This window comes from Dorea longicatena, assembly GCF_024168045.1.
Classification (GTDB): Bacteria; Bacillota; Clostridia; order Lachnospirales; family Lachnospiraceae; genus Dorea_A.
This window is the reverse complement of sequence record NZ_CP100126.1, coordinates 2090632-2107623: the sequence shown is the minus strand read 5'-3', so window position 1 is coordinate 2107623 and position 16992 is coordinate 2090632. Positions and strand designations below refer to the sequence as shown.

Sequence of the window (16992 nt, the reverse complement as noted above, 5' to 3'; positions counted from 1 at the left end):
GAGAAAATGGCACGTAAAGACGATATTTTAAGCATTTATACAAAAGAAGTAGAAGGAATCAAAGAAGCCGGGCTTTTCAAAGGAGAGGCACCTTTTGTATCCCCGCAGGGAGCAAGAGTGAAGATGGAAGACGGAAGAGAACTTCTTTGTATGTGTGCGAATAACTACCTTGGACTGGGGGATAACCCGAGACTGATCGAGGCAGCTAAGAGAACATATGATGAAAAAGGATACGGAGTAGCATCTGTACGTTTTATATGTGGAACACAGGACATTCATAAGAAACTGGAGAAAAAGATCTCCGGATTTCTGGGAACAGACGATACGATCCTTTATTCTTCATGCTTTGATGCAAACGGAGGATTATTCGAGACAATTCTGACAGCAGAAGATGCAGTCATCAGTGATGAACTGAATCATGCTTCTATCATTGACGGAGTACGTCTGTGTAAAGCAAAACGTTTCCGCTATAAGAATAACGATATGAAAGATCTGGAAGCAAAATTAAAAGAAGCAGACGAAGCCGGAGCAAGAATCAAACTGATCGCTACAGATGGCGTATTTTCTATGGATGGAATCATCTGTAATTTAAAAGGGGTATGTGATCTGGCTGATAAATATAACGCACTGGTTATGGTTGATGATAGCCATGCGGTCGGATTTGTAGGAAAGACCGGACGTGGAACAGCAGAGTACTGTGGTGTGGAAGGCCGTGTGGATATCATTACCGGAACATTGGGAAAAGCACTTGGAGGAGCATCCGGCGGATATACATCCGGACGGAAAGAGATCATTGATCTGTTAAGACAGAGAAGCCGTCCGTACCTGTTCTCTAACTCTCTGGCACCGGCAATTGCAGGAGCCAGCCTGGAACTGTTTGACATGCTGGAGGAGAGTACAGAACTTCGTGATCACCTGGAAGAGGTAACTGCATACTACAGAAAACAGCTGGTAGACAACGGATTTGATATTATTCCGGGAACACATCCATGCGTACCTGTTATGCTCTATGATGAGAAGACAGCAGCAGAATTCGCAAAACGTATGATGGAAAAAGGTGTATATGTTGTAGCATTCTCTTACCCGGTTGTACCGAAGGGAAAAGCAAGAATCCGTACACAGGTATGTGCAAGCCATACAAAAGAAGATATTGATTTCATCGTAAAATGTTTTATTGAAGTAAGAGAAGAGATGGGATTAAATAAATAACCGGATAAAAATAAATAAAAGATGAGAAAAAATGGTACGTAGCATTTATGAAAAGTGGTGCGTACCATTTTCTTTTTTGTGTTATACTAAACACAGCGTAAACTTGAAAGGAGAGACTGACAATGGAAAGAAGAAATGCATGGAAGACATACACACAGGAACAGTTAAAAGAACTGGATCAGATTAATGACAGATATAAAGTATGCCTGGATGAAGGAAAGACGGAGAGAGAATGTATCCGTCTGACTGTGAAAGAGATTGAAAAGCAGGGGTATCGTAACCTGAATGATATCAAAGGAAGTTTAAAAACAGGAGATAAAGTCTATGCAGTATGCATGGGAAAAAGTATTGCCATGTTCAGGATCGGAAAAGAACCACTGGAAAATGGTATGAACATACTGGGAGCACATATTGATTCACCAAGAATCGACGTGAAACAAAATCCTTTATATGAAAACGAAGAACTTGCTTACCTGGATACGCATTATTATGGCGGCATTAAGAAATACCAATGGGTGACATTGCCTCTTGCTCTTCATGGAGTGATTGTTAAGACCGACGGAACAGTACAGGAAGTAAGTATCGGAGAGAAAGAAGAGGATCCGGTATTTGTAGTGACAGATCTTCTGATCCATCTGGCAGGAAAACAGATGGAAAAGAAAGCAAGTGTAGTGATCGAAGGAGAGAAACTGGATCTTCTGATCGGAAGCCGCCCGCTTGAGAAAGAAGAAAGACTGGATGAGAGTGAGAAAGAAGCAGTAAAAGCCAATGTCATGCGGATTCTGACAGATTATTATGATATGGAAGAGGAAGATTTTCTGTCGGCAGAACTGGAAATCGTACCTGCAGGAAAGGCCAGAGATTGTGGAATTGACAGAAGTATGATACTGGCTTATGGACAGGATGACAGAGTGTGTGCATTTACCTCATTATTCGCTATGCTGGATGTCGAAGAAGCAGTGCGTACTTCATGCTGCATCCTGGTTGACAAAGAAGAGATCGGAAGTGTTGGTGCAACCGGTATGCATTCTCGCTTCTTTGAAAATGTTGTGGCAGAACTGGTAGCTCTTACAGAAGGGGAATCAGAATTGAAAGTACGTCGTGCGCTTCAGAATTCCAGAATGCTTTCTTCTGATGTAAGCGCAGCTTATGATCCGATGTATGCGGAAGCCTTTGAAAAACGGAGTGCGGCATTCTTTGGAAAAGGGCTGGTATTCAATAAATTTACCGGAGCAAGAGGAAAGAGTGGTTCCAATGATGCCAATGCAGAATATCTGGCAGAAATACGTCGTGCGATGAATACAGAAGATATATCGTATCAGTTCGCTGAACTTGGAAAGGTCGACATTGGAGGCGGTGGAACAATTGCTTATATCATGGCAAATTATGGCATGGAAGTTATCGACAGTGGTGTGGCAGTCTTAAGTATGCATGCACCATGGGAAGTAACAAGTAAGGCAGATGTATACGAGGCTTACAGAGGATATAAGTCGTTTTTGCGTAATATCTAAAAAAGGAAGTCGTATATTTGCACTTGAATGTACGGGAATAAGCACAATTGTGCACAATGACTGAAAAACACAGGAAAAATCAACAGATTTATTGGTGAAAGTCTTGACGAAAACTGGCAAAAACAGTAAAATATGAAGTGCGACTTAGAAAATTTAGTTTTAGGAGGTCATGACAAATGGCAAAATGGGTTTATATGTTTACAGAAGGTAACGCAACCATGAGAAACCTTCTTGGTGGAAAAGGTGCAAACCTTGCTGAAATGACAAACTTAGGTCTTCCGGTACCACAGGGCTTCACTGTAACAACAGAAGCTTGTACACAGTACTACGAAGACGGCAGACAGATCAATGACGAAATTATGGGTCAGATCATGGAAGCCATCGATAAAATGGAAGGAATTACAGGAAAGAAATTCGGAGATAAGAAGAATCCACTTCTCGTTTCAGTTCGTTCTGGAGCAAGAGCTTCTATGCCTGGTATGATGGATACAATCCTGAACCTTGGATTAAATGAAGAAGTAGTTGAGACACTTGCTGAAGCTTCAGGAAATCCTCGTTGGGCTTGGGACTGCTACAGAAGATTCATCCAGATGTTCTCTGACGTAGTTATGGAAGTTGGAAAGAAATATTTCGAAGAGCTGATCGACAAGATGAAAGCTGACAGAGGTGTTAAGCAGGACGTTGAACTTACTGCAGAAGACCTGAAAGAGCTGGCTAACCAGTTCAAGGCTGAATACAAAGAGAAGATTGGTTCTGATTTCCCATCTGATCCGAAGGAACAGTTAATGGAAGCAGTAAAAGCTGTATTCCGTTCATGGGACAACCCAAGAGCTAACGTATATCGTCGTGACAATGATATCCCATATTCATGGGGAACAGCTGTTAACGTACAGATGATGGCATTTGGTAACATGGGAGATGACTGTGGTACAGGTGTTGCGTTTACTCGTGACCCAGCTACAGGAGAGAACGGTCTGTTCGGAGAATTCCTTACAAATGCACAGGGAGAAGACGTAGTTGCCGGTGTTCGTACACCAATGCACATTTCAGAAATGGAAGAGAAATTCCCAGAAGCATTCGTACAGTTCAAACAGGTTTGTGAAACTCTTGAAAAACACTATAGAGATATGCAGGACATGGAGTTTACTGTAGAGCATGGTAAACTGTACATGTTACAGACACGTAATGGTAAGAGAACAGCAAAAGCTGCTCTGAAAATCGCTTGTGATCTTGTTGATGAAGGAATGAGAACAGAGGAAGAGGCTGTTGCAATGATCGACCCTCGTAACCTTGACTCTCTGCTTCACCCACAGTTCGATGCAAAAGCCCTGAAAGAGGCTACACCACTTGCAAAAGCACTTGGAGCATCTCCGGGAGCTGCTTGCGGTAAGATCGTATTCACAGCTGACGATGCTGTAGAATGGGCTGAAAGAGGAGAAAAAGTTGTTCTTGTACGTCTTGAGACATCACCAGAAGATATCACAGGTATGAAGTCTGCACAGGGTATCCTGACAGTTCGTGGTGGTATGACATCTCACGCAGCCGTAGTTGCTCGTGGTATGGGTACATGCTGTGTATCTGGTTGCGGTGACATCGCAATGGACGAAGCTAATAAGAAATTTACACTTGCCGGAAAAGAATATCATGAAGGAGACTGCATCTCACTTGATGGTTCTACAGGTAATATCTATGATGGTATCATCCCAACAGTTGATGCAACAATCGCTGGTGAATTCGGAAGAATTATGGGATGGGCTGACAAATACAGAACAATGAAAGTTCGTACAAACGCTGATACACCACACGATGCTGTAAAAGCACGCGAACTTGGTGCAGAAGGTATCGGACTTTGCCGTACAGAGCATATGTTCTTCGAAGGAAACAGAATCGATGCATTCCGTGAAATGATCTGCTCTGAGACAGAAGAAGAAAGAGAAGCAGCACTTGCTAAGATTCTTCCAGAACAGCAGGGAGACTTCGAAAAACTGTATGAAGCACTGGAAGGTAACCCGGTTACTATTCGTTTCCTTGATCCACCGCTTCATGAGTTCGTTCCTACAGAAGAGGAAGACATTAAGAAACTTGCTGACGCTCAGGGTAAAACTGTTGAGCAGATCAAGACAATCATCGACAGCCTTCATGAGTTCAACCCAATGATGGGACACCGTGGATGCCGTCTTGCAGTAACATATCCAGAGATTGCTAAGATGCAGACAAGCGCTGTTATCCGTGCAGCAATCAATGTAAAGAAAGCTCACCCAGACTGGAACGTAAAACCAGAAATCATGATCCCACTTGTTGGAGACATCAAAGAGCTTAAATATGTTAAGAAATTCGTAGTAGAGACAGCAGACGCTGAGATTGCAGCAGCAAACAGCGATCTTGAGTACGAAGTTGGAACAATGATCGAGATCCCAAGAGCAGCTCTTACAGCTGATCAGATCGCTTCAGAAGCTGACTTCTTCTGCTTCGGTACAAACGACTTAACACAGATGACATACGGATTCTCTCGTGACGATGCTGGTAAGTTCTTAGATGCTTACTATGATGCTAAGATCTTCGAGAACGATCCATTTGCTAAGCTTGACCAGACAGGTGTTGGTAAATTAATGGAAATGGCTATCGAATTAGGTAAGCCGGTTAATCCAAGCCTTCACGTTGGTATCTGTGGAGAACACGGTGGAGATCCATCTTCAGTTGAATTCTGCAACAAGATCGGTCTTGACTATGTATCTTGCTCACCATTCCGTGTACCAATCGCTCGTCTTGCAGCAGCACAGGCAGCAATTAACCAGAAATAGTACACTGTAGGTGACTAACATAGAACGTTAATTAGCTTATATAGAAAACCCCTTACATCAATTATGGTGTGAGGGGTTTTTTTTACGTGAAAAATGTACAAAAGTTCTTGGGTGTGGTAGTATGATGATAAAGATAAAGCGGGATTTGAGGAATAAAATATGGGCATATTAGAAATAGTTTTTAATTCAAGAAAATTTGATTTGAATGATGATGTTCTGATGGAATTTGATAATTACTTTGATAAAAAAAGTAAGGATTATAATAGTTTTTGTTTAGACGAAGAAGATATTAATCCTTTACAAAACTTTGTAGCACAGATTAAGTCTGCTGACTCAGATAGTGTAATTTATGTATCTACTTATGGCTATGAAATCACAAATAGTAAAGGAGAAAAATCAACATACGCCGATGCTCTTTGGATTGACACAGTTTTACCTATTTCCCAAATAGAGAGATATATTGAAAAAAGTGGTGTTGCTGAACCAAGTAATATTTCTTTTGTTGGAGATAGTGATGAATGTGGAAACTATAAAGTATGGCTTATAGCTCAGGAAGAGAATAATCCTCATATTATAGAGCTGACTGACCGCAAGAAGATAGACCATATGATAATATTATATTGGGATTGATAAGTTATGAAATTCCAGTTTGCAGAATCAAGAAAATTGAAAGTTATGGGAGGAAAAAAGTAATGAATTTGAAACAACTGCTGCAGGGGAAAATTCGGGTTAATAATAAGTTCCCATTTGCGGAGACACGCGATACGGCATGTATTATTTGTAATCATATTTTGAATGGAGAAAAGCCGATTTTATTTGTATCACACGATGGGGATGATGGTATATGGCAGTTCTTATGTGGTGGATCACATGGAATGGAAGATGCGAAAGTAGTTGCATTAGGAGAAGTGTTTGACTTAGATCCTTCAATTGGAAAAGTGGCAGAGATGCCGTGTGGATATTGTGCAACAAGAGATAAGGTGGATAGTGACTGGGTAGTAAAGAATGAAAACAATGATAATAAAGCAAACGGATGGGATGCTATAACTGAATTGTGTGATGAGATATATCGAGATCAAAAGAATCCCAAACATTATGGTATTTTAATAAGTTGGGAATTGGGAGGTAATGATCCTCTTCGTGGTATAAGCGTTTATGATGGTGGCGATTATTGGCATTTTATAACTTATGGATTATCAGAATTATATGAAAAAGAATCTGACATAAAGGATGTAAGTGGCTACGGAATGGAATTTACCTTTAAGCTAAAAAAAGATAATTATGAAAATGAAGAAAATGAAATAAAATGTATATGTGGAATTTTACAATCCATCGCGAGAATTACTTTTACCAAAGGTGAAATTTTTAATAATTATGAATACTTATACACTGGTCAGACAGAAGGGATTGATTGTAGTGGAAAATCCAATATAACTGGATTTATTACAGTACCGGATGATAAATTTCATGAAATAAATACACCAAATGGAAGAGTAAGTTTTGTTGAGCTTATTGGAGTAACTGATAATGAATTAAAAGCAATTCGGAATAAGCAGATTAGTGTTAGAGAATTATACGAAAAAATTGGCAGTGATGTAACAAATTATAATAGAAAATCGGTTATGTAAATAGGAATTTGTGTGTTGAGGTGATGTTGTGAAGAAAAAAGTAACAATAGCATTTGTCATCATTGGCATTCTTGCTATAAGTACAATGATTATATTTTCAACATATAAGTCTTCGGAAGCCTATCGAAAGGCAAAAGCAGAGACACAGTGGGAGTGTTCTGTGGTCTGTGCGGAAAAGTCAACGCCTGATTCCTATGTAATTACATATTCTGACGCAAAAATTTTGTCTAATACAGGCGTGTTGACAGTCCAGAACAGAAACGATTTTGACATTACTGTACATCTGCTCTGTGAAGGAAAACAGGAACTTGTATCTGACAGTATTCCTGCTGGCGGTTGCTATTCTTTTCAGAATGTTACAGATAAAGAATACACGGTAGGTATCCATGCTGAGGTTAATGAAAATACGGATATAAAAGTATTTGTATATGATGGAAAAGACACCGAACCATATACAAGATAAACGGTTTCTAATTGCAAGATAAATTCAAGGATTCGGAGGTCGAAATATGGGATTACTTGATAGATTAAAATCGAATAAAAACAACAAAGATTTCTTTGAATGGTTAGATTTGCTTTTAAAGAATGAATTGGATAGTGAAATAAAAGCGATTAACTTTAATTTATATGAAGATATGAATAATAAATGGTCTATTGAATTAGTAGGCACATTTTCATTCAATACGGATAATGACGATTGGGCTTGTGATGAAGTATTTACTACAAGAGATAAAACTTTCGTGATAGAGCGTGAAAGTGATTGGAAATCAATGGAAACATTTTGCATTGATTTAGTGAATGAATACCTTTCTTTTGGAAAATATGCTGGAAAATTAAAAGAATATCAAGCAATAGGCATTGGATTTGTTGACGGAGACTTGCATATTTTATATGAAAGATAAGGTCTGCTTGCTAGCAATAAAATCCCGATTTGCAGAATTAAGAAAATCGGAAAGTTGTGGGGGGAAAAAAGTAATGAATTTGAAACAACTGCTACAGGGGAAAATTCGGGTTAATAATAAGTTTCCATTTGTGAATACACGCGATACTGCATGTATTATTTGTAATCATATAGTGAATGGGGAAAGTCCAATCTTATTTGTATCGCATGATGAAGATGATGGTATGTGGCAATTCTTATGTGGTGGATCACATGGAGTGGAAGATGCGAAAGTAGTTGCATTAGGAGAAGTGTTTGACTTAGATCCTTCAATTGAAAAAGTGGCAGAGATGCCTTGTGGATATTGTGCAACAAGAGATAAGATAGATGATGATTAGGTGATTAAAAGATGAATACATTTACAGTTTCATATAATGGTAAAATTCACAAATCAATAGAAGATGAAAAGTTAATTGACTCTGTGGAAAGAATATTTCATATGTTTGATAAGGAAATTACACATTGGTCGTATAGTATAACAGATAAGACTGCGGGGAAAGTGAGAAAATATAAAAGAGGTAAAGTATTATTCAAAAATTTGCAAAATAACAAATTAGAATGGGTGAGTTTCTATGCATTGCCGGAAGATTATAGAACAGCATGTTTTGATTATTACATCTTTATTTCTATAAATTATAAATATGAGCGTATAACAGCAGTTTTTGACGAGGGGATATTAAAAGGTGAAAAAATTGAAATTGTAAAACAGACATTAAGAGATTATGTGCAGTTTCCTTGTGTCGAAGAAGTATATACTATGGATAAAGAGGAAACGCCAATATTATATGCAGCGAAGGTTAATCCAAGTAGCAGTTTTAAAACATTAAAAATTATTAGTAATCAAAAATTGGATAAAGGAGAATAAGCTTATGCAAGATATAAAAAGTGAAGAATATGTTATATGCCCTTGTTGTGAGAATGAAGTATATAAGGAGGCGATAACTTGTCCATTTTGTAACTTTGGTATTATGGCATGGCTTGAAGGAGCGATTAATGCGGACGGAGAGCCAGCGGAAAATGTTTCTAAATAAAATTCCAGTATCTATTTAATATTTTGCGCATAGGGGCTATAGGATTTTTTGAATATCATTGCTTTTAATAAAAACAAATTTAGTTTGTAAAAGATTAACGTTGTCTGAAGTTAAATAGAGAAACTTTTTTTAATACATCCAACAGGCAGCTATTAGTACATTGTAGGTGACTAACATAGAACGTTAATTAGCTTATATAGAAAACCCCTTACATCAATTATGGTGTGAGGGGTTTTTTACGTGAAAAATGTACAAAAGTTCTTGGGTGTGGTAGTATGATGATAAAGACAAATCGGGAGTTGTAGTAAAGGAGGTTTACAATGGGGTTTTGGATTTTTATGTTGATTATGGATTTGCTTCTTCCATTTACGATGATTGGTTTTGGAAGATATTTTATGAAAAAGGCTCCAAAGGAAATAAATTCAGTATTTGGATATCGGACTTCGATGTCTATGAAGAACAAAGACACATGGGAATTTGCTCATAAATATTGTGGTAAAGTCTGGTATGTCTGTGGAATGGTTATGTTGCCGATAACAGTAATATTCATGCTTTTAGTGATTGGAAAAAATGAAGATTGTGTTGGGAGTATAGGAGGAATTATCTGTGGTGTTCAACTTATTCCTTTAATTGGGTCTATTCTCCCAACAGAAATAGCATTAAAAAAGAATTTTGATAAGAATGGAACAAGACGATAAATTCCAGTATGTAGAGAATAAGTAGTAATAAAAATCTGTAAATCCCTTACGCCACCCAAGAGCGTAAGGGGATACAGATTTTTTTTTGATGGAAAGATAAGAAAGTTTATACAAAAATTGAATAATTTTTTATGGAAAATATTATTCGTTCAAACTACATTCCATACGTAATTTTGTGGTTTCAAAGAGTGTGCAGTTGCAGGAACCATATTACATGGATTTGAATTTGTCTTTGTGAGATTAGCACCACTTGCTTTCATTGCTTCTATTATTGGAATCGTAATTACCTATAAGAAAAGATAACTTCCAGTTTGCCGAAATATCTGGCTAACTTTCCCAATTTTACAGGCATTCCAGCCCATTCATTAGTGAAATGATATGTATTTTCCCTTATTTTTGCCCTTATGAGATAATCGTAAGGGAAATAAGGGAAAGTTTTATTTAGTCATTGCCTGCCACTTTATCAAATAACTTTGCGGATTCCCGCTTGGCTTTTTTTGTAGAGTGTGCATAGACATTCATTGTGGTAATCTGCTATTTCTCTTATTATTCGTGCAACTGGTATATGTTGCAATCAGGTGGTATATAAAAGGCTGGCGGGATACAAGGAGTTATTATTAAAATTGCAAACAGATAGATAAAATATATAAATCTATCCATTTGCATATAGAATACTTTTATCTTTTGAACATTGTAAATATGATGCATAAATAGTATATTGTCAGCATAATTGATACAGATAATATAACGAAAAACAACATTATCTCCAAATATTGTATGATTACAGAAAGTAGAAATTAAGAAATTTCCTCTGTTTTCTTCTTTCTGTATTCATTTGGACTCATATGATAATATTGTCTAAACTTCCGGCAGAAATAGCCGGAACTTGTAAATCCGGTTTCTTCTGCAATGGAAGAAACCGATTTTTGAGTGATATAAAGTTGTTCAGCAGCCTGTGCTAGTCTGTATTGAATTAGATATGCTACCGGAGAACAGTGGATGCCAGTTTGAAAAATGTGTAAAGCTCCACTTTTGCTGATAGATGCCGATGCCGCAATCGTCTCCAATGTAATCTCTTCCATGTAGTGCTCATGAATATACTGCATCATAGCTTGTAATCTTGCTTGTTTGTGATTTAATCGATGAATACTGTTAGAATCAGAAGTCCAGTCCATATTTTTTTGCAATATGTTCCAAAGCTGAAATAAAAGTTGTATAGTACATAATTCATTATCCGGCTTAGTTTCCTGAATAGTACAAATTTGCGACAAAAGTTGTAGCACCTGTTTTCCAAATGTGTTGGATGGACTGAAAACTTGATATGGAACAGACGAGCTTATCACAGGAAGAATATATTTTTCGTAAATGAGGCTGTTTTCGGGTGCTAATAGGGTTGGCGAAAAAACAATATTAGGTGCAAATGTACTGCTTTGTGCTTCAAAACGATGCAGGACACCGCTATTGATAAATATGCCGCAACCTTTATGTAGTTCTATTTTACTTGTACCTATAAGGCAGAGCGCAGTACCTTCAGCAGTATAAAGAAATTCTAATTCATGATGCCAATGCCAGTCAATGCGATGGAAGTCAAATTTCCAAATATTATCAGGATAGTATGCAAATGGATAACGATTGTTGCCATGCTGGATGGTTTCTCGTAGTGTTTCATCTGTAGTTATCTTAAAAGTCTCCATGTTATATTTCCTCATAAATAATGAAATTTGTTATATTGTACCATAAATATATGATTTTATGCAATGACTAGATATAAAGTTTACGATATAATCACATTTATTAGAGGAGGACAAAATGAAAAACCAATATAATAAGACAATTACAGCCTGTTTTGTAGGTTATATTGTACAAGCTATCGTTAATAATTTTACACCACTGCTTTTTTTGTTTTTTCAGAAATGCTATCATATTCCAATTTCCCAAATTACATTGTTAGTGACTTTTAATTTTGGGATACAACTACTGGTTGATTTTCTTTCTGTCAGATTTGTTGATAAAATAGGATATCGGATATCAATGATTATAGCTCATGTTCTAGCAGCAGCAGGATTATTCCTTCTTACAGTTTTACCAGAGATTTTACCAGTTTCCTTTATTGGAATTTTGATTGCTGTAATGATCTATGCGGTAGGTGGTGGACTTTTGGAAGTCCTAGTCAGTCCAGTTGTTGAGGCTTGCCCATCCGACAATAAGGAAAAAGCAATGAGCCTGTTGCATTCTTTTTATTGCTGGGGACACGCCGGAGTTGTACTCATATCAACAGTGTTCTTTTATGTAGTCGGTATAGATAACTGGAAAATATTAGCCATTATTTGGGCGGTTATTCCAATTGGAAATGCTTTTGTTTTTTCAAAGGTTCCCATTGCACCATTGCTTGAGGATGGAGATACCGGACTTGGATTAAAGGAATTGTTCCGGATGAAAATTTTTTGGATTTTGTTGATTATGATGATATGTGCAGGAGCAAGTGAGCAAGCAGTAAGTCAATGGGCCTCTGCTTTTGCAGAAAAAGGTCTTGGAATTTCAAAGGCAGCCGGCGACTTAGCAGGGCCGATGGCATTTGCGGTTCTAATGGGAATATCAAGATTGTTTTATGGTAAGTATGGTGACCGTATCAATTTGGAACACTTTATGATTTATAGTAGTTTTTTATGTATTTTATCCTATTTAGGGATTTCATTATTCCCGATTCCGCTATTAAATCTGATTGCCTGCGCTGTCTGTGGGTTTTCAGTGGGAATCATGTGGCCTGGAACTTTCAGCAAGGCATCAGCAGCTTTGCCAAAAGGGGGAACAGCCATGTTTGCATTGCTGGCATTAGGTGGAGATATAGGTTGTTCAGGAGGTCCTACATTGGTTGGAATGGTATCAGGAGCTTTTGGGGATAACCTAAAGATGGGAATTTTGGCAGGAATTATTTTTCCAGTGTTGCTACTTATAGGAGTCATTCTTTGCAGAAGACAAAAGAAAATTACTAATTATAATACAGTGAAAAGTAGGCACTAAATATAGCTGCTTATTAAAATAAAAAAGAAAGTGAGACAAAAGATGGAATTTTTGAAAAACAATCCTAAATGGATACGTCAACCAAAGCAGGTACAAATTAGTGAGGATAAAGTTGTAATTCTTACAGAAAGGGGTACCGACTTATGGGCACGCACTTATTATGGTTTTCAAAATGATAATGCTCCAGTATTTCAAGTTGAAACAACGGACAAGTACTTTTCTTTTATTGTTAAAACAGAATTCGAGAGTACCTGTCGTTTTGACCAGTGTGGTGTAGCTATGTATTTAAATAGTGATAATTGGTTTAAGGCATCTATAGAATATGAGAATGAAAAAATACAGCGATTGGGAAGCGTTGTAACCAATCATGGATATTCTGACTGGGCAACAACAGACATATCCTCTGATATTAAAAGTATGTGGTATCGTTTTTCACGAAGGGACAGTGACTACTGTATTGAATGCAGTGAGGATGGCATAAATTTCAGACAAATGCGTATTTTCCATATGTGGGAAGGTGCAGAAAAAATTACTTATGGAATATATGCATGCAGCCCGACAGAAGGCTCATATAAGGCAACATTTTCAAATATGCAGATTACGGAATGTAAATGGGAATCAGATGCAGACTGGCGTGATTGATGATATGATTTCTAAAGATAAATCTCATATGAGAATCATTATCAGTTAAATTGAATAATAAATATAATCCAAAAATAATCCCCGAAAAATTTTAGAATTTTTGGGGATTATTTAACATTATAAATAAAGAGTGTCCTCTGCATCCACCCATATTTGCATCGTTCCATCAAGATATAATTTTGCATATTCAAGTGGTTCATCAATGACAAGTGCGTTTAATGAACAGACTGATCCGGGTGTGGGTTATAAATCCTTCTCAGCTTCCCAACAGTCAATACGGAGCATATAGCCAGCACTGGTATACACATCAATGCTGTTGCGTTGTGGATTGTATTCTGCAAATATTGTTCTCATCGTATCATATCTCCTCATCGTCCAATTAATCATTCGTTACAAAAATTAGAAGCATTTCAATCAGTTCACCATGTCGTTTTCATTTTATGTTATACTGTTTTAGAGGATTATCTTTCCCTTGTTTTTGCCCTTATCAGAGTTCGTAAATACTCATGGGACAATATAATACAAGGGAAACAATAAGGGAAAGCTCACCTGCGATAAACTTAGTGTTTTCAAGGGCTTGAGAGATATTTGATAATAAAATATAACAATTATTAAATCCCTTGGAATATATGAAATCTCAATTCAAGTTTTCGGAGGTCGAAGTATGGGATTGCTTGATAGGTTAAAATCGAATAAAAACAACAAAGATTTCTTTGAATGGTTAGATTTACTTTTAAAGAATGAATTGAGTAGTGAAATAAAAGCGATTATCTTTAATTTATATGAAGATACAGATAATAAATGGTTTATTGAATTAGTTGGCACATTTTCATTCAATGTGAAAGACTGGCGGGAAGAACGAGGATATTACTAAAACAAAAAGAAAAACAGGAAGATTTTGTAAAGTATCTTCCTGTTTTTCTAAAGCAGACTATTGATTATATTTATATTAGGTTTTTAACAACAATGTAACCATTGAAATTACATCTGTTTTTTGATATGATTACTGTCGAAGAGAGGTGTTTATATAATGCAGATTTCAAGCAGATTTACAATGGCAATCCATATGTTTGCCTGTATAGATACATTTTCAGATCAGAAGATGACCAGTGATTTTATGGCAGCAAGCATTGGAACCAATCCGGTGATTGTCCGTAAAATATTGCAACAATTAAAGGCTGCTGGTCTTATTGAAGTTGCAAGAGGGACAGGCGGTGTGACAATTACCAGACCATTGGAGCAGATTACATTCCTTGATGTGTATAAAGCAGTGGAGTGTTCACCAGATGAGGAACTATTTCATTTTCATGAGAATCCCAATCAGAAATGTCCGGTAGGAAAGAATATTCACCATGTTCTTGATAAGAGGCTGTTAGAGGTACAGAGGGCGATGGAGGAAAAGCTTTCAGAAATGACACTTGCTGATGTGAAAAAAGATATTGCAATGTATACAGAGAAAGAGTAGCATACAGAAGGCTTCGGATGCGTGATTATATCATCACAATTTCCGGAGCCTTTTAGTTTGTCATAATCAATGTAAAACTTTTAAAGGAAGTTGTAACAAAAAAAGTTACAAAAAGTTTGATGTAACTGTTGACATTACATCAAACAAATGCTATAGTACAAACATAAGATGTAACAAACAGTGTTACAACAAATTAAGGAGGTAATTTAAAATGCAGAAAGTAGTAGAATTTTTACAGAAAAATCCGGTTCAGTATTTAGCAACAGTCGGAAGAGATGGAAAGGCAAAATGCCGTCCATTCATGTTCTGCTTTGAGCAGGACGGAAAGCTTTGGTTCTGTACTAACAACACAAAGGATGTTTACAAGGATATGTTAGCAAATCCTGAGGTAGAAGTATCAGTATCTTCCCCTGAATACGCATGGATCCGCCTTCATGGCAAAGCAGTATTTGAGGACAACAAGAGTGTAAAGGAAGGATGCATGAATAATCCTATCGTTAAGGGACAGTACCAGACAGCAGATAATCCTATTTTTGAGGTATTCTATCTTGAAAATCCTCATGGTTTAATCGCAGATTTCTCTGGAAATCCACCTTATGAATTTTAATAATAGGTAATCAACAGAAAAAATTACAGTCTTCGGGGCAAGGTGTAATTCCTGACCGGCAGTATAGTCTGCGAGCAAAAGCTGATATGGTGCAATTCCATAACCGACGGTAAAGTCCGGATGAGAGAAGATATGATAAAACACGTCTCGCAGGAAATCCCGTCCTGCGGGCTGTTTTAAATTCAGACATATCTCACAAAAAGGAGATTTATGAGTAACAATACAGCAACTATTAAAATAAGAAAAAATTTAGTTTCTACAAGGACGATAACAATGACAGCTCTACTGGCAGCTATATCATATGTGTTGGCATTTTTAGAGTTTCCGGTTCCTTTGAGTCCATCATTTGCACGAATGGATCTGTCAGATTTACCTGCACTGATTGGGGCGTTTGCGTTTGGACCGGTTACAGGAGTGATGATAGAATTGATAAAGAATATATTACAGCTTCTGTCAACATCAACAGGAGGAATTGGTGAACTTGCCAATTTCCTGATATGTACATCATATGTAATGGCTGCTGGTTTTATATACAAACATAAAAAGACTAAGAAAACGGCGATATGGGCATGTGTTATATCAAGTATTGTTATGGGAATAGCAGCGGCGATTGTGAATTATTTTATTCTTCTGCCACTGTTTGAAACATTTATGCCGCTTGATCAGCTGATTGCATCCTTTGGTGAGTTCCTGCCATTTATTGAGACAAAGTTGGACGTTGTGTTATTCAATGCATTGCCGTTTAATATTTTAAAAGGCTTGGTAATCGGAGCAATTACCATGATGATATATAAAAAACTTACACCGATACTGAAAGGAGAGACTTTGAAATGACAAAAATGGATTACCTTAAACTTCTGGTGGACGATATTCACTCCACAACAGTCGCCACAATAGGTTCGGACGGACATCCTCAGGCTAGGATTATAGATATGATGTACTATGATGAGGAAGGCGTGTATTTTCTTACAGCAAAAGGAAAAGCATTTTATGACCAGTTAATGGAGCAGCAGTATGTGGCAATATCTGCAACAAAAGACAAAATTGCAGTTTCTCTTCGTGGAAAAATAAAGAACATCGGGAAAAAGAATCTTGATATTATGTTTGATAGAAATCCATACATGAAGAAAATCTATCCGGGAGATACGAAAGACGCAATCGAAGTGTTTCAGCTGTATGAGGCACAGGGCGAGTATTTTGATATCAGCAATCCATCAAATATTGTGAGAGATACTATAACAATCGGAAAAGCAGAAGTTGTTCAGACGGGGTATTTTGTTGGGAAAGACTGTATCGGATGTAAGTTGTGTTACTCGGTATGTCCGCAAAAATGCATTGATATATCTTCAGTTTCTGTTGTAATCAATCAGAATCATTGTCTGCATTGCGGAAGATGTGCAGAAATTTGTCCGAAGCAGTGTATTGAGAAAAGAGGTTAA

At 37.2% G+C, this 16992-nt stretch carries 19 protein-coding genes, 2 pseudogenes and 1 riboswitch; of the genes and pseudogenes, 19 read left to right on the top strand and 2 right to left on the bottom strand.

Annotated elements, in window-relative coordinates; genetic code table 11:
* The first annotated feature begins 6 nt into the window (after positions 1-6).
* The 12 genes and pseudogenes from NKF87_RS09985 to NKF87_RS14335 form a co-directional block, all read left to right on the top strand.
* Positions 7-1209: a glycine C-acetyltransferase gene (locus tag NKF87_RS09985; RefSeq protein WP_022415102.1), complete on the top strand. Its 1203-nt coding sequence runs from the start codon at positions 7-9 to the stop codon at positions 1207-1209.
* Positions 1210-1331: 122 nt separating this feature from the next.
* Positions 1332-2720, top strand: coding sequence for an aminopeptidase (locus tag NKF87_RS09980; RefSeq protein ID WP_022415103.1), 1389 nt, complete (start codon positions 1332-1334; stop codon positions 2718-2720).
* A gap of 176 nt (positions 2721-2896) precedes the next feature.
* On the top strand, positions 2897-5521 hold the full coding sequence (gene ppdK, locus NKF87_RS09975; RefSeq protein WP_055283630.1) for a pyruvate, phosphate dikinase: 2625 nt from the start codon (positions 2897-2899) through the stop codon (positions 5519-5521).
* 159 nt (positions 5522-5680) lie between these two features.
* On the top strand, positions 5681-6151 hold the full coding sequence (locus NKF87_RS09970; protein ID WP_253583526.1) for a hypothetical protein: 471 nt from the start codon (positions 5681-5683) through the stop codon (positions 6149-6151).
* 62 nt (positions 6152-6213) lie between these two features.
* A complete protein-coding gene (locus tag NKF87_RS09965) occupies positions 6214-7149 on the top strand; it encodes a suppressor of fused domain protein (RefSeq protein WP_253583524.1) in 936 nt (311 codons plus the stop codon).
* A 28-nt stretch (positions 7150-7177) separates the two neighbouring features.
* Entirely contained in the window at positions 7178-7612 is a 435-nt protein-coding gene (locus NKF87_RS09960) for a hypothetical protein (protein ID WP_253583522.1), read from the top strand.
* 46 nt (positions 7613-7658) lie between these two features.
* A complete protein-coding gene (locus tag NKF87_RS09955; RefSeq protein WP_253583520.1) occupies positions 7659-8051 on the top strand; it encodes a hypothetical protein in 393 nt (130 codons plus the stop codon).
* Positions 8041-8427, top strand: coding sequence for a hypothetical protein (locus NKF87_RS09950; protein WP_253583518.1), 387 nt, complete (start codon positions 8041-8043; stop codon positions 8425-8427). The genes NKF87_RS09955 and NKF87_RS09950 overlap by 11 nt, the downstream gene beginning before the upstream one ends.
* 11 nt (positions 8428-8438) lie before the next feature.
* Positions 8439-8954 carry a hypothetical protein gene (locus NKF87_RS09945; protein WP_253583517.1) on the top strand — a complete coding sequence of 172 codons (516 nt, stop codon included), beginning with the start codon at positions 8439-8441 and terminating at the stop codon, positions 8952-8954.
* 4 nt (positions 8955-8958) lie between these two features.
* Positions 8959-9120 carry a hypothetical protein gene (locus NKF87_RS09940; protein ID WP_253583515.1) on the top strand — a complete coding sequence of 54 codons (162 nt, stop codon included), beginning with the start codon at positions 8959-8961 and terminating at the stop codon, positions 9118-9120.
* Positions 9121-9440: 320 nt separating this feature from the next.
* Positions 9441-9818: an SdpI family protein gene (locus NKF87_RS09935; protein WP_003864540.1), complete on the top strand. Its 378-nt coding sequence runs from the start codon at positions 9441-9443 to the stop codon at positions 9816-9818.
* A gap of 528 nt (positions 9819-10346) precedes the next feature.
* A pseudogene (locus NKF87_RS14335) lies at positions 10347-10439 on the top strand (DUF6040 family protein); the annotation flags it as partial.
* Positions 10440-10615: 176 nt separating this feature from the next.
* On the opposite strand, the gene NKF87_RS09930 reads toward NKF87_RS14335, so the two are convergent.
* Positions 10616-11512, bottom strand: coding sequence for an AraC family transcriptional regulator (locus NKF87_RS09930; RefSeq protein WP_226853949.1), 897 nt, complete (start codon positions 11510-11512; stop codon positions 10616-10618).
* Between the two features lie 115 nt (positions 11513-11627).
* Here NKF87_RS09930 and NKF87_RS09925 point away from each other — a divergent pair, with 115 nt between their 5' ends.
* Both NKF87_RS09925 and NKF87_RS09920 read left to right on the top strand, forming a co-directional pair.
* Positions 11628-12839 carry an MFS transporter gene (locus NKF87_RS09925; RefSeq protein WP_253583513.1) on the top strand — a complete coding sequence of 404 codons (1212 nt, stop codon included), beginning with the start codon at positions 11628-11630 and terminating at the stop codon, positions 12837-12839.
* 42 nt (positions 12840-12881) lie between these two features.
* Positions 12882-13481, top strand: a complete 600-nt coding sequence (locus tag NKF87_RS09920) for a DUF1349 domain-containing protein (RefSeq protein WP_006856814.1) — start codon at positions 12882-12884, stop codon at positions 13479-13481.
* Between the two features lie 117 nt (positions 13482-13598).
* Here the strand turns inward: NKF87_RS09920 and NKF87_RS09915 are convergent.
* Positions 13599-13835, bottom strand: a pseudogene (locus tag NKF87_RS09915) (DUF6061 family protein).
* 310 nt (positions 13836-14145) lie between these two features.
* On the opposite strand from NKF87_RS09915, the gene NKF87_RS09910 reads away from it, so the two are divergent.
* From NKF87_RS09910 to NKF87_RS09890, 5 genes are all read left to right on the top strand, one after another.
* The gene (locus tag NKF87_RS09910; protein ID WP_253583511.1) at positions 14146-14355 is read left to right on the top strand and encodes a hypothetical protein; all 210 of its coding nucleotides are present in this window, start codon (positions 14146-14148) and stop codon (positions 14353-14355) included.
* A gap of 156 nt (positions 14356-14511) precedes the next feature.
* The gene (locus NKF87_RS09905) at positions 14512-14946 is read left to right on the top strand and encodes an Rrf2 family transcriptional regulator (protein ID WP_005337264.1); all 435 of its coding nucleotides are present in this window, start codon (positions 14512-14514) and stop codon (positions 14944-14946) included.
* A gap of 211 nt (positions 14947-15157) precedes the next feature.
* Positions 15158-15553: a pyridoxamine 5'-phosphate oxidase family protein gene (locus tag NKF87_RS09900; RefSeq protein ID WP_004844992.1), complete on the top strand. Its 396-nt coding sequence runs from the start codon at positions 15158-15160 to the stop codon at positions 15551-15553.
* 24 nt (positions 15554-15577) lie between these two features.
* A riboswitch (FMN riboswitch) is annotated at positions 15578-15689 on the top strand.
* Positions 15690-15763: 74 nt separating this feature from the next.
* The gene (locus tag NKF87_RS09895; RefSeq protein ID WP_253583509.1) at positions 15764-16387 is read left to right on the top strand and encodes an ECF transporter S component; all 624 of its coding nucleotides are present in this window, start codon (positions 15764-15766) and stop codon (positions 16385-16387) included.
* Complete coding sequence (locus tag NKF87_RS09890; protein ID WP_253583507.1) at positions 16384-16992, top strand: 4Fe-4S binding protein; 609 nt, start codon at positions 16384-16386, stop codon at positions 16990-16992. The genes NKF87_RS09895 and NKF87_RS09890 overlap by 4 nt, the downstream gene beginning before the upstream one ends.